The sequence below is a fragment of the Streptomyces sp. EDA2-14 genome (assembly GCF_054963755.1).
Window position 1 is genome coordinate 552612 of sequence record NZ_JBUEGE010000001.1, and the last position, 13031, is coordinate 565642.

Annotated in this window: 13 protein-coding genes and 1 pseudogene; 9 read left to right on the forward strand and 5 right to left on the reverse strand. The window is 71.7% G+C overall.

The window, feature by feature from the left end; all coding sequences use genetic code 11:
• Positions 1-10: 10 nt before the first annotated feature.
• Complete coding sequence (locus tag ACY34M_RS02380; protein WP_462717340.1) at positions 11-1033, forward strand: adenosine deaminase; 1023 nt, start codon at positions 11-13, stop codon at positions 1031-1033.
• Here the strand turns inward: ACY34M_RS02380 and ACY34M_RS02385 are convergent.
• Both ACY34M_RS02385 and ACY34M_RS02390 read right to left on the reverse strand, forming a co-directional pair.
• On the reverse strand, positions 985-2394 hold the full coding sequence (locus ACY34M_RS02385) for an MFS transporter (RefSeq protein ID WP_462717341.1): 1410 nt from the start codon (positions 2392-2394) through the stop codon (positions 985-987). The genes ACY34M_RS02380 and ACY34M_RS02385 overlap by 49 nt on opposite strands.
• Before the next feature lie 304 nt (positions 2395-2698).
• Positions 2699-3130: pseudogene (locus ACY34M_RS02390) on the reverse strand (helix-turn-helix domain-containing protein); the annotation flags it as partial.
• Between the two features lie 116 nt (positions 3131-3246).
• Between ACY34M_RS02390 and ACY34M_RS02395 the strand changes: the two are divergent.
• From ACY34M_RS02395 to ACY34M_RS02415, 5 genes are all read left to right on the forward strand, one after another.
• Positions 3247-4335, forward strand: coding sequence for a carbohydrate kinase family protein (locus ACY34M_RS02395; protein ID WP_462717342.1), 1089 nt, complete (start codon positions 3247-3249; stop codon positions 4333-4335).
• Between the two features lie 178 nt (positions 4336-4513).
• On the forward strand, positions 4514-5539 hold the full coding sequence (locus tag ACY34M_RS02400; protein ID WP_462717343.1) for a PhoH family protein: 1026 nt from the start codon (positions 4514-4516) through the stop codon (positions 5537-5539).
• 12 nt (positions 5540-5551) lie between these two features.
• Positions 5552-6049, forward strand: a complete 498-nt coding sequence (ybeY, locus tag ACY34M_RS02405; protein ID WP_462717344.1) for an rRNA maturation RNase YbeY — start codon at positions 5552-5554, stop codon at positions 6047-6049.
• Positions 6046-7338, forward strand: a complete 1293-nt coding sequence (locus ACY34M_RS02410) for a hemolysin family protein (RefSeq protein ID WP_462717345.1) — start codon at positions 6046-6048, stop codon at positions 7336-7338. Before ybeY ends, ACY34M_RS02410 begins: the two co-directional genes overlap by 4 nt.
• The gene (locus ACY34M_RS02415) at positions 7335-7700 is read left to right on the forward strand and encodes an MmcQ/YjbR family DNA-binding protein (RefSeq protein ID WP_462717346.1); all 366 of its coding nucleotides are present in this window, start codon (positions 7335-7337) and stop codon (positions 7698-7700) included. The genes ACY34M_RS02410 and ACY34M_RS02415 overlap by 4 nt, the downstream gene beginning before the upstream one ends.
• Positions 7701-7720: 20 nt before the next feature.
• Here the strand turns inward: ACY34M_RS02415 and ACY34M_RS02420 are convergent, their stop codons facing one another.
• The gene (locus ACY34M_RS02420; protein ID WP_462717347.1) at positions 7721-9136 is read right to left on the reverse strand and encodes an MFS transporter; all 1416 of its coding nucleotides are present in this window, start codon (positions 9134-9136) and stop codon (positions 7721-7723) included.
• Between the two features lie 47 nt (positions 9137-9183).
• On the opposite strand from ACY34M_RS02420, the gene ACY34M_RS02425 reads away from it, so the two are divergent.
• The 3 genes from ACY34M_RS02425 to ACY34M_RS02435 all read left to right on the forward strand — a co-directional run bounded on the left by ACY34M_RS02425 (position 9184) and on the right by ACY34M_RS02435 (position 11176).
• Positions 9184-10104: a helix-turn-helix transcriptional regulator gene (locus ACY34M_RS02425; RefSeq protein WP_462717348.1), complete on the forward strand. Its 921-nt coding sequence runs from the start codon at positions 9184-9186 to the stop codon at positions 10102-10104.
• 34 nt (positions 10105-10138) lie between these two features.
• On the forward strand, positions 10139-10492 hold the full coding sequence (locus ACY34M_RS02430) for a cytidine deaminase (protein WP_462717349.1): 354 nt from the start codon (positions 10139-10141) through the stop codon (positions 10490-10492).
• A 300-nt stretch (positions 10493-10792) separates the two neighbouring features.
• Positions 10793-11176, forward strand: coding sequence for a transglycosylase family protein (locus tag ACY34M_RS02435; RefSeq protein ID WP_462717350.1), 384 nt, complete (start codon positions 10793-10795; stop codon positions 11174-11176).
• Positions 11177-11369: 193 nt separating this feature from the next.
• On the opposite strand, the gene ACY34M_RS02440 is transcribed toward ACY34M_RS02435, so the two are convergent.
• Both ACY34M_RS02440 and ACY34M_RS02445 read right to left on the reverse strand, forming a co-directional pair.
• Positions 11370-11708: a P-II family nitrogen regulator gene (locus ACY34M_RS02440; RefSeq protein ID WP_462717351.1), complete on the reverse strand. Its 339-nt coding sequence runs from the start codon at positions 11706-11708 to the stop codon at positions 11370-11372.
• On the reverse strand, positions 11705-13006 hold the full coding sequence (locus tag ACY34M_RS02445) for an ammonium transporter (protein WP_462717352.1): 1302 nt from the start codon (positions 13004-13006) through the stop codon (positions 11705-11707). Before ACY34M_RS02445 ends, ACY34M_RS02440 begins: the two co-directional genes overlap by 4 nt.
• Positions 13007-13031: the final 25 nt, after the last annotated feature.

Sequence of the window (13031 nt, forward strand, 5' to 3'; positions counted from 1 at the left end):
CGATGCTCGGATGTCCCTCGCACCACTCGCCCGCATTCCCAAGGCCGAACTCCACCTGCACATCGAAGGCACCCTCGAACCCGAGCTGGCCTTCGAGCTCGCCGACCGCAACGGCATCACGCTGCCGTACGCGGACACCGAGGAGCTGCGCAAGGCGTACCTCTTCGCCGATCTGCAGTCCTTCCTCGATCTCTACTACTCGCTGATGGCGGTCCTCGTCACCGAGGACGACTTCGAGGCGCTCGCCGACGCGTATCTGGCGCGCGCCGCCGAGCAGGGCGTGCGGCACGCCGAGATCTTCTTCGACCCGCAGGCGCACGCGGCGCGGGGCGTGGCGATGGGGACCGTCGTGGAGGGGCTGCACCGGGCGCTCGCGCGCAGCGAGGAGCGGCACGGGATCTCCACGAAGCTCATCCTGTGCTTCCTGCGCGACCAGCCCGTCGAGTCGGCGATGGAGACGCTGGAGGCCGCGAAGCCGTACCTCGACCGCATCGTCGGCGTCGGCCTCGACTCCGCCGAGGTCGGCAACCCGGCCGCCAAGTTCCGCGAGGTGTACGAGGCCGCCGACGCGCTCGGCCTGCGCAAGGTCGCGCACGCGGGCGAGGAGGGCGACCCGTCGTACGTGTGGGAGGCCCTGGACATCCTCGGGGTCGAGCGCGTCGACCACGGGCTGCGGTCCCTGGAGGACCCGGAGCTGGTGGAGCGGCTCGTGCGGGACCGGATCCCGCTGACGCTGTGCCCGCTGTCGAACGTGCGGCTGCGCACCATCGACGTACTGGAGGACCACCCTCTGGTGAAGATGATGGACGCCGGGCTGCTGTGCACGGTGAACTCCGACGACCCGTCCTACTTCGGCGGCTACGTCGGAGACACCTTCCACGCCGTCCACGAGGCCCTCGGCATCGACCACGACCGAGTGCGGGAACTGGCCCGCAACTCGTTCGTGGCGTCGTTCCTCGACGACGACGAGGAGCGCAGGGCGCGCTACATCGCCGAGGTCGAGGCGTACGAGCTGGACGACATCTCCGGCTGAACCGAAGCCTGCTCCGACTGCTGCTCCGACGGCTGGGGCTCCGGCCGGTACTCGGGCCGGTAATCCGGTTCGACGCCGTCGGGGCCCACCGCCGTGAACGGCGCGTACGCCGTCGTCCCGGTGGTCGCCTCGAGGTCGAACAGCTCGACCACCGGCTGCTCCAGCACACCGGACGGCGGCACGATCGCGCCGACCGGGGCGCCGCTGTGGCGTCGTGCCGCGCCCGCGAACAGCGGACGGCCACCGGTGTGCACGGCCACCGCCGTCAGCGGCACCGCGAGCAGCAGCAGGGCCACGGCGAGCACCGAGCCCATGACGGGGAAGCCCGTCGACTGGGCCAGGGCGCTGCCGGCCAGCGGCCCGCACGCGGTGCCCAGCGAGGACGCCGAGCCGATGAGGACCGCCCAGCGGCCGCGCGGGTCGAGCGACGCCGCGAGGCCGAGCACGTACGACAGGACCACCGGGTACAGGGTGTTCCAGCCGATCTCGCCGCCTGCGAAGGAGCCGAGGCCGTCCGCGCGGGAGCTGACCACGACACAAGCGGCGATCGCCACCGTGCCGATCCCGATGGGCAGCGCGCGGCCGAGGCGGACGCCGACCGCGCCCGCGCCGATCACGCCGAGCAGTCCGACGCCGAGCGCCACCGCGAAGATCGAGCCGACCGTGACCTCGGAGAGGCCGGCCTGTTCGGTGCCGATGCGGCTGCTGACACCCCACAGCGCGTTCTGCGCCATCGACCAGCACACGAGCGTCGCGGCGAGGAGCAGGCCCGAACGGGCGTGGGGGAGCGGGGACTTGGGGGCCGGGGCGGCGCAGTTGTCCGGGGTGGCCGGTCCGTCGAGGCGGCTCGTCGCGGGCCACACGGCGAGCGCCGTGGCGGCGAGCGCGGCGAACGGCAGTCCGTGACCCTCGCTGATCCGGGGAATGGTCAGGTAGAGGGCGCCCGCGAGCGCCGAGACGGTCAGCAGCCCGAACGTGGAGGCCCGGTGCGGGTCCTTCTGGGCGGCGATCCCGGTGGCCGCGACGGCGGTCGCGGTGCCGGAGCCGAAGCCGCCGACCATCGCACCCGCGACGACCAGCGGGGTGGTGGCGGCGAGGGCGGCGGTGGCGTAGCCGACGGCGGCGAGGAGCAGTCCGGTGCGGGCCGCGCGGCGGGCTCCGACCCGCTCGACACGGGCCGCGAGGGTGAACCCCGCGGTGGCCGAACTGAGCAGCAGCGCACTGCCGACGAGACCGGCCTGGGTGGGGGAGAGTCGCAGGCTGTCGGCGACGCGGCCGACAACGGTGGGCAGGAGATAGGCGGCGAGGTAACCGGCGGTGAAGAGGGCGACGAGCGCGGGCCGGGACGTACGCGAGGACACGGGCGTTCCTGAGGACGGGCCCCTCGCCTTGGACGCTGTTTTGGGCAAGGGGGTGGTAAGGCAGGGAAGTTGGGAGCGCCTCGTCTTTGCGAACGGGACCGAACCGGGGACGTTGGGGCGCGGCCAATTTGTATCAAGCCCGTGGGGTGTGCACATAAGCCGGGGGCTGTGACGCGTGACACATTTGGTTTGGGTGTGGTTCGGTCGGGCAGAAGAGCCCTTTTTCGTGGGGTGGAGCAGGATCTGACGGTGTGTCAGCGCTGGTAGGCGGCCGTCAGCGCCAGTCCGGAATGCCCGAAGTGCCGCGGTGGGCCGTCGCCTCGATCTTCGCGCGGGTGGCGTGGGTGCGCGCGGTGTGCCGCACGTACGGGCCCGGCGGCAGTTCGTCGTCCGGGCGCTCGGCGAGCAGGGCCTTGCCCAGGGCGCCGACGTGCGCGGGCAGCCTGCGGCCCACGCGACTGATGGTGCGCAGATAGCTGGTCCCGGTCAGCAGGGCGCGGATACCGATCCCGTACAGCGAGCCCGTCGCGTCCGTGCGCACCCAGCCGCGCGCGATGAGCGTCTGCAACAGCGCGTACATGGAGCTGCGCGGCACCCTCAGTTCGTCCGCGAGCTCCTGGAGGCGGGCCGGCCGGTCGCCGCGCGAGGCGAGCACGTCGAGCAGGTCGACGGTACGGGCGGCCGACTTCACCTCGCGCACTCCGCGCCGCGGCTCGCTGCTGGCGCTGTCGGGCATGCGGCGATCGTAGCTCCGGCCGGGGCCGCCGCTTCGTGACAGGTTGATGTCGCCCGCCGTCGTACGGGAGCCGGTCGTGCACACTGACCGGACCCGTACCACCCAGGGAGCGCGACGTGACCTCCACACGACCGAGAACGGACCCCCTCGCGGCGCTGCGCACGACGGCCGATCCGCCCTACGACGTGTATCTCACCGGCACGGTCTTCCTCGACATCATCTTCACCGGCCTCGACAGCGCGCCCGTGCGGGGTACGGAGTCGTGGGCGCGCGGCATGGGGTCCAGCCCCGGCGGAATCGCGAACATGGCGACGGCGCTCGCCCGGCTCGGCCTGCGCACCTCGCTCGCCGCGGCCTTCGGCGACGACCACTACGGGGAGTACTGCTGGGACGCCCTCGAACACGGCGAGGGCATCGACCTGAGCTACGCGCGCACCGTGCCGGGCTGGCACTCGCCCGTCACCGTGTCCATGGCGTACGAGGGCGAACGCACGATGGTCAGCCACGGGCACGAGCCGCCGCCCGTGGAGCCCGCGCCTGACTGTCCGCCGCACGCCAGGGCCGCCGTCGCCTCGCTGGTGCCGGGCGCCGAGGAGCCGTGGGTCGCGACGGCCGCGCGCTCCGGGACGCTGATCTTCGGCGACGTGGGCTGGGACGACACCGGCCGCTGGGACCTGGCGGCGCTGCCCGGCCTCGGGCACTGCGAGGCGTTCCTGCCGAACGCCGAGGAGGCCATGCGCTACACCCGCACCTCCTGCCCGCGGGCCGCCGCGCACGCACTGACCGAGCATGTGCCGGTCGCCGTGGTGACGCTCGGGGCGGAGGGCGCGTACGCGGTGGACGGGCGGACCGGCGAGACCGCGTCCGTACCGGCCATCGAGGTCGAGGCCCTCGACCCGACCGGCGCCGGGGACGTCTTCGTCGCGGGCTTCGTCACCGCGACCCTGGCGGGCTGGCCGCTCGCCGACCGCCTCGCCTTCGCGGGCCTCACCGCGGCCCTCTCGGTCCAGGAGTTCGGCGGCTCGCTCTCGGCCCCCGGCTGGTCGGAGATCGCGGCCTGGTGGAAGGAGGTCCGCTCGAACGAACACCAGAACCGCTGCGCCCTGGACCGCTACGACTTCCTCGGCCCGGTCCTCCCGGAGACGTCGAGGGCGTGGCCGCTCAGGCGCGCGGTCCCGACCATCGGCTTCGGCCGCTCGGCGTGACCACCGGTTCGAAAGGGCCCCGGACGGCACGGCCCGGCGGCCGCCCTTCCGGTCGTGCCCGAAACCCGCTCGGCGTTGTCGTACCCGCGCCGTACCCTTGGCGGTGCAGTACAACACCGCAGAACACCACCGCAGAGAGTCCCGTACGGGGAGGAAGCAAGGGCCACAGGCCCGGCTCATGACGCAGACACCATCCAGCGCCCGCGCGCAGTTCACCGTTCCGCCGAAGCACCCCATGGTCGAGGTGCTCGGATCGGGGGACGCGCTGCTGCGAGTGATCGAGCAGGCCTTCCCGGAGGCCGACATCCACGTCCGGGGCAATGAGATCAGCGCGACGGGGGAGCCGGGCGAAGTCGCCCTCATCCAGCGTCTGTTCGACGAGATGATGCTGGTACTGAGGACGGGGGCACCGATGACGGAGGACGCCGTGGAGCGTTCCATCGCCATGCTGAAGGCGGACGGGAGCGGCGGACAGGAGTCGCCCGCCGAGGTGCTCACGCAGAACATCCTCTCGTCGCGGGGCCGCACCATCCGCCCGAAGACGCTGAACCAGAAGCGGTACGTCGACGCGATCGACAAGCACACCGTCGTCTTCGGGATCGGGCCCGCCGGTACCGGCAAGACCTACCTGGCGATGGCCAAGGCCGTGCAGGCCCTGCAGTCCAAGCAGGTCAACCGGATCATCCTGACCCGGCCCGCCGTGGAGGCGGGCGAGCGGCTCGGATTCCTGCCGGGGACGCTCTACGAGAAGATCGACCCCTACCTTCGGCCGCTGTACGACGCACTGCACGACATGCTCGACCCGGACTCGATCCCGCGGCTAATGGCGGCGGGGACGATCGAGGTGGCGCCGCTCGCGTACATGCGCGGCCGCACGCTCAACGACGCGTTCATCATTCTCGACGAGGCGCAGAACACCTCGCCCGAGCAGATGAAGATGTTCCTCACCCGGCTCGGCTTCGAATCGAAGATCGTGATCACCGGTGACGTGACGCAGGTCGACCTGCCGGGCGGCACCAAGAGCGGCCTCAAGCAGGTGCAGGACATCCTCGCTGGCGTCGACGACGTGCACTTCTCGCGGCTCAGCTCGCAGGATGTCGTCCGGCACAAGCTCGTCGGCCGTATCGTCGACGCGTACGAGAAGTACGACACCGAGCACGGTACGGAGAACGGCTCGCACAAGAGCCGCCCCAGAGGGAAGTAGAACAACAGCGCCATGTCGATCGACGTCAACAACGAGTCCGGAACCGAGGTCGATGAGCAGGCGATCCTCGACATCGCCCGCTACGCGCTCGGCCGGATGCGGATCCACCCCCTGTCCGAGCTGTCCGTGATCGTCGTGGACTCCGACGCCATGGAGCAGCTGCACGTGCAGTGGATGGACCTGCCGGGGCCGACGGACGTCATGTCGTTCCCCATGGACGAGCTGCGGCCGCCGATGAAGGACGACGACGAGACCCCGCAGGGCCTCCTCGGCGACATCGTGCTGTGCCCGGAGGTCGCCAAGAAGCAGGGTGAGGACGCGCCCACGCAGCACTCCATGAACGAGGAGCTCCAGCTCCTCACCGTGCACGGAGTGCTGCACCTGCTCGGGTACGACCACGAGGAGCCCGACGAGAAGGCCGAGATGTTCGGCCTCCAGGCGGGCATCGTGGACGGCTGGCGTGCGGAGAAGGGACTGACGGGGCCGTCGCCGGCGCCGACCGTGTCATGAGCTTTTCGCTGATCGCCGGGGCCCTCGCGCTGGTCGTGGTCGCCTGGCTCGCCGCCTGCGCCGAGGCCGGCCTCGCCCGCGTGTCGAGCTTCCGCGCCGAGGAGTCCGTCCGGTCCGGGCGGCGCGGCAGCGCCAAGCTCGCCCAGGTGGCCGCCGACCCCACCCGCTATCTGAACGTGGCGCTCCTCGTGCGCGTCGCGTGCGAGATGGCCGCCGCCGCGCTCGTCACGTACGCGTGCCTGGAGGAGTTCCGGGAGACCTGGCAGGCGCTGCTCGTCGCCATCGGCGTGATGGTCCTCGTGTCGTACGTGGCCGTGGGCGTGTCCCCGCGCACCATCGGCCGCCAGCACCCGCTGAACACCGCCACCGCCGCCGCGTACGTGCTGCTGCCGCTCGCCAGGATCATGGGCCCGATCCCGCCGCTCCTGATCCTCATCGGCAACGCGCTCACCCCCGGCAAGGGCTTCCGCCGTGGCCCCTTCGCCTCCGAGGCGGAGCTGCGGGCCATGGTCGACCTCGCCGAGAAGGAGTCCCTGATCGAGGACGAGGAGCGCCGTATGGTGCACTCCGTCTTCGAGCTGGGCGACACCCTGGTGCGCGAGGTCATGGTGCCGCGCACCGACCTCGTCGTCATCGAGCGGTACAAGACCATCCGGCAGGCCCTCACCCTCGCCCTGCGCTCCGGGTTCTCCCGGATCCCCGTGGTCGGCGAGAGCGAGGACGACGTCGTCGGCGTCGTCTACCTGAAGGACCTCTCGCGCAAGACGCACATCAACCGCGACGCCGAGGCCGAGCTGGTGTCCACCGCCATGCGGCCCGCGACCTTCGTGCCCGACACCAAGAACGCGGGCGATCTGCTCCGCGAGATGCAGCAGCTGCGCACGCACGTCGCCGTCGTCATCGACGAGTACGGCGGCACGGCGGGCATCGTCACCATCGAGGACATCCTCGAGGAGATCGTCGGCGAGATCACCGACGAGTACGACCGTGAGGTGTCCTCCGTGGAGGAGCTGGGCGACGACCGGTTCCGGGTCACCGCCCGGCTCGACATCGGCGACCTCGGCGAGCTGTACGGCCTGGACGAGTTCGACGACGAGGACGTGGAGACGGTGGGCGGGCTGCTCGCGAAGGCCCTCGGCCGGGTCCCGATCGCCGGTGCCTCGTCCGTGGTGACGCTGCCCGACGGGCGGGAGCTGCGGCTGACCGCGGAGGCCGCGGCGGGCCGCCGGAACAAGATCGTGACCGTGCTCTCGGAGCCGGTCGGCGACCTGGAGGAGAGCGCCGGGTGACACCTCAGGAGCTGCGAGCGTTCTGCCTGTCGTTCAACGCGGCGGTGGAGGACTTCCCGTTCAACCCGGAGACCTCGGTCTTCAAGGTGCTCGGCAAGATGTTCGCGCTCTCGCACCTCGACGGCAGCCCGCTGACCGTCAACCTGAAGTGCGACCCGGAGGACGCGCTGCGGCTGCGCGCCGAGTACGAGGGTGTCATCGTGCCCGGCTGGCACATGAACAAGCGGCACTGGAACACGGTGACCGTCGACCGGCCCGACGAGCTCCCCGACCGGGTGGTCCGGGAGCTCGTCGAGGACTCGTACGACCTCGTGGTGGCGGGCCTGCCGCGCGCCGACCGCCTGCGGCTCGACCGGGCGTAGTCCCGCACCGCCCCGGCCGTCTAGTCCCGCCGCGTCCGCAGGCCCAGCCCCACCAGGGCCGCCGCCACCAGGACGATCGCCGCGTCCAGGGCGATCACCGTGTGCACACCGGTCAGCAGGTCCGTCGAGGTCGTCGCGAGGACGCCGAGGAGGGGGATGCCGACCGTGATGCCGACCTGCTGGGTCGAGGTGACCAGGCCGGTGGCCAGGCCCTGCTCCTCGTTCGGGACGCCCGAGGTGACCGTGAGGCCGTACGAGATGATCGCGCCGAGGTGGAAGGCGCTGGCCAGTGAGACCCCGGCGGTCGCGAGCCAGACCGAGGCGCCGCCCGTGCCGATTTCCAGGAGCGAGGCGATGAGCACGCCCTGTCCGGCGAGCGAGGCGACCAGGGTGCGGCGGGCGCCGAAGCGGCCGACGACCTTCGGCGTGTACGTGCCCGCGATCACCGACAGGACGCCCTGGACGCCGAAGACGAGGCCGGTCTGGAAGGCCGACAGGCGCAGCACCTCCTGCAAGTACAGGGTCAGCACGAAGACGATCGTCGACATCATCGAGAAGGTGACCAGGCCGCCCACGTTGCCCCAGGCGATGGTGCGGCGGCGCAGCATCGGCAGCGACACCAGCGGCTGGGCGCTGCGGGACTCGACGTAGCCGAACGCGGCCAGCAGGGCGAGGCCCGCGACGAGCGTGACGAGGACGTCGGCGCGGCCGAAGCCGGCCTCCGCCGCCGTGGACAGCGCGTAGATCAGGGCGAGCAGTCCGCCGGTGACCGTGACGGCGCCGGGGACGTCGAGGCGCGGGCGGTCCGGGGTGCGGGACTCGGGCAGCAGACCGGGGGCCAGCGGCAGCACCAGCACGGCGAAGACCGTCAGCAGACCCATCGTGGAGCGCCAGCCGAGGGCGTCGGTGAGGACACCGCCGGCCACCATGCCGACGGTGAAGCCGAGGGACATCAGGGTGCCGGAGATGCCGAGTGCCTTGTCGCGCCGCGGGCCCTCGGGGAACGTCGTCGTCAGCAGCGACATGCCGGTCGGCACGATCGCCGCCGCGCCCATGCCCTGGAGCGCACGGCCCGTCAGGAACGACGCCGGGTCCCACGCGAACGTCGCGAGCAGCGAGGCCGCGCCGAACAGGGCGAGCCCGGACAGGAAGATCCGGCGCCGCCCGAACAGGTCGCCGATCCGGCCGAAGAGGAGCAGGAAACCGCCGGACGGAAGGGCGAAGGCGGTCACCGCCCACTGCAGCGCGGACGCGCTCATGCCGAGGTCGGGACCGAGCACCGGCAGCGCCACGTTCAGTACGGAGAAGTCGAGCGCCACCATGAACTGGGCGGCGCACAGGACGAAGAGGACGAGCTTGTCGCGGCCCGAGAGGCGGGGCGCGGGAGTGGGTGGTTGGACCCGGGAGGTCTCGGTGGATGCGGTGTCGATCGCCATGGCCATGAGCTTCGTACGACCGGAATAACCGTGGAGAGTGGGAACTTATGCTGGTGGTCGCACCACCAGACAACCGGGGGGAGTTGTACGTGGCCGAGAGCGCAGCGCTCAAGAAGCACCGGCTCGGCGAGTTGCGGGAGTTCCTGATGAGCCGGCGGGCGCGGGTCTCGCCCACCGAGGCGGGGCTGCCCGACGGTGGTGCCCGCAGGCGGACGCCGGGACTGCGCCGCGAGGAGGTCGCCGTGCTCGCGGGCGTCGGTGCCTCCTGGTACCAGTGGCTGGAGCAGGGGCGGGACATCTCCGTGTCGCCGCAGGTGCTCGACTCGGTGGCCCGCGTCCTGAAACTGACCAGCGCGGAGCGGCGCCATCTGTACGTGCTCGCGGGGCTCAACCCGCCCGCGTACGAGGTGGAGGCCGGCGACCAGCAGATGTGCGACGGGCTGCAGCGGCTCATCGACGCCTGGATGCCGTACCCGGCGCACATCATGGACGTCTACTACAACTGCGTGATGTACAACGACGCGGCGGCGATCGTCCTCGCGATGCGCCCGGAGAACCGGCAGAACTGCGTCATCGACTTCTTCACCGACTCCCTCTACCGCTCCCGCAGCGAGAGCTGGGAGCAGAACGCGGCGACGGTCGTCGCCCAGTTCCGCGCCGCCTGCTCCGAGTGCCCCGACGACGAGGGGTTCCAGGAGGTCGTCGCCGAACTGAAGGCGGTGAGCCCGGAGTTCGTGGAGCTGTGGGAGCGCCGTGACATCAAGGCGCAGGGGCAGGTCCGCAAGGAGCTCACGCATCCCGTGGCCGGGCTGCTGCACCTGGAGTCGACCGCCATGAAGATCCCCGCGCGGCCCGACCTCACCGTCGTGCTGCACACGCCGCTGGCCGAGGCGGACACGGCGGCCAAGCTGGAGTGGCTGGCCTCGCCGGAGGGACGGCGCGGCGCGATGTATCCGGTGGCCGGGTGAGTGCCCCGTCGTACGTCTTCCCTATGCTCACCCCATGACTGAGAGCACCGACCTCGGCCCCGAGGACCGCAAGATCGTCACCCTGGCCCGCTCCGCGCGGGCCCGCAACGGCGTGCCCGAGGGGGCGGCCGTGCGCGACGAGACGGGGCGCACCTACGTCGCGGGCACCGTCGCCCTCGACTCCCTGAAGCTGACCGCGCTGCAGACGGCCGTCGCCATGGCGGTGGCGTCCGGCGCGCAGTCCCTGGAGGCGGCGGCCGTCGTCTCCGCCGTCGAGCAGCTTCCGGCCGAGGACCTCGCCGCCGTACGTGACCTGGGCGGGGCCGGTACGCCGGTGTTCCTCGCCGGGGGCGACGGTGCGGTGAAGGAGACGCTGCAGGCCGGCTGACCCCTGCTGTGAGTACGCTCACGTCCGCCGTACGTCCGGGCCCGACGGCCCGGTGCGGCGGACGTCGTGCGTTCGGGGGCCGGGGCGCGGTGGGCGGTCGCGGGGACCTTCGGCCCGGGTCGCGGGGCCCGGCGGGGCGGAGGTCCCGGCGGGGACCGAAGGGTGGGGCGGTGGGTCGGGCGACCCATGGGGCGGCGGCTTCGCGTGGCTCACGGTGGAGTGGTCGCCCGCTGCGGCAGCCGACCGACCGGCAGCCGCACCGGGTGACCCACCACCTCCCCCAAGCAAAGGTTCTGTTCCGTGTTCACCGCTGCTCTTCGTCGTCCCGCCGCCCGTATGTCCCGCGTCCGTCGTCTGGGCACCGCCGCCGTGCTGGCCGGTGCCGGTGGGGTGCTGGTGCTCGCGGGGACCGGCAGTGCCTCGGCGGCGACCGGGGCCTCCGCGTCCCAGTGGCAGGCCGTTGCCCAGTGCGAGGCCAGTGGGGACTGGGCTGCGAACACCGGGAACGGGTTCTCGGGTGGGCTGCAGTTCACTCCGTCGACGTGGGCGGCGTATGGCGGTACGCAGTATGCGGCGTCTGCGGGGCAGGCGACGCCGGATCAGCAGATGGCGGTCGCCGACAAGGTTCTGGCCGAACAGGGGCCGGGGGCGTGGCCGGTGTGCGGCGCCAAGGCGGGGCTGTGACCGGAACCGTGGTTGCGGCCGCGGGGCTCCGCCCCGGACCCCGCTGCTCAATCGCCGCAGGGGCTTGAATTACCGAGCCGCACCCGACAGGCATGGTTGAGCCGAATCAAGCCCCGCCGGCGATTGAGGCGCGGGGTCCGGGGCAGGGCCCCGTGCGGTGCCGCGCGCTCAACGGCGCGGGGCTTGGAACGGGTCAGATGGCATCCGGGCCGCGTTCGCCCGTGCGGACGCGGATGATCGTGTCCACTGGGGTTGCCCACACCTTGCCGTCGCCGATCTTGCCGGTGCGGGCCGCTCGGACGATCGCTTCCATCGCGGGCTCCAGGTCGGCGTCCTCGACGACCACCTCGATGCGCGCCTTCGGGACCAGGTCGACCTGGTACTCGGCGCCCCGGTAGACCTCGGTGTGGCCGCGCTGGCGGCCGTAGCCGCTGGCCTCGGTGACGGTCAGGCCGTCCACGCCCAGCTCCCGCAGCGCGGTCTTGACCTCGTCGAGGCGGAACGGCTTCACGACCGCGGTGATCAGCTTCATGGCGCGACCTTTCGGGAGACGGGGGCGGCACTCAGGACGCCGTGATCGTACGCACTCTCCGCGTGGGCCGTCTGGTCGAGGCCGGTCAGTTCCTCCTCCGCCGCCGCCCGGAAGCCCATGACCTTGTCGATGGCCTTTCCGATGCCGTAGGTGACGAGGAACGTGTAGGCCGCCACCACAAGCACCGCCAGCAGCTGCTTGCCCAGTTGGGCGAAGCCGCCGCCGTAGAACAGGCCCTCCTTGGCCGCGGAGCCGGTCATCGCCGAGGTCGCGAACAGGCCGATGAGGACCGTGCCCACCACGCCGCCGATGAAGTGCACGCCCACGACGTCCAGCGAGTCGTCGTAGTGGAAGCGCAGTTTCCAGGCGACCGCGTACGAGCAGACGACACCGGCCGCGAGTCCGACCACCGCCGCGCCCGGCACTCCCACGACACCGCAGGCCGGGGTGATCGCGACCAGGCCCGCCACCGCGCCGGACGCCGCGCCGAACGTCGTCGGGTGCCCGTCCCGCTTCTGCTCCACGAACAACCAGCCCAGCAGCCCCGTGCAGCCCGCGATCAGGGTGTTGAAGAGGGAGGCCGCGGCGACCCCGTTCGCCCCGAGCGCCGAACCGCCGTTGAAGCCCAGCCAGCCGAACCACAGCAGCCCCGCACCCATGATCACCATCGGCAGGTTGTGCGGGCGCATCGCCTCCTTCTTGAAGCCGATGCGCGGGCCGAGGACGAGACAGAGCGCCAGGCCCGACGCGCCCGAGGCGATCTCGACGACCAGTCCGCCCGCGAAGTCCAGCGCCCCCAGACGCTCGGCGATCCACCCTCCGGGCCCCCACACCCAGTGCGCCACGGGAACGTATACGAGCAGTGCCCACACCGGTACGAAGACGAGCCACGCCCCGAACTTCGTACGGTCCGCGACCGCCCCGCTGATCAGCGCCGCCGTGAGGATCGCGAAGGTCAGCTGGAAGGTCGTGAAGAGGAAGGTGGGCACCGTGCCGGTCACGTCGGACGGGCCGATGCCGACCATGCCCGCGTGCTCCAGGCCGCCGATAAGCCCCGCGAAGGCGTCGTCGCCGAAGGCCAGCGAGTACCCCGCGACCAGCCACACCACCGTCACCAGGGCGATCGACACGAAGCTCATCATCAGCATGTTCAAGACGCTCTTCGTGCGGACCATGCCGCCGTAGAAGAGGGCGAGTCCCGGCGTCATGAGCAGGACGAGGGCGGTGGCGGCGAGCAGCCAGGCGGTGTCGCCGGTGTCGAGAGCGGGGGCCGCGAGGGGGACGGTCGTGGGAGGCATGCCGATCAGCGTCATGGGTCCGCGT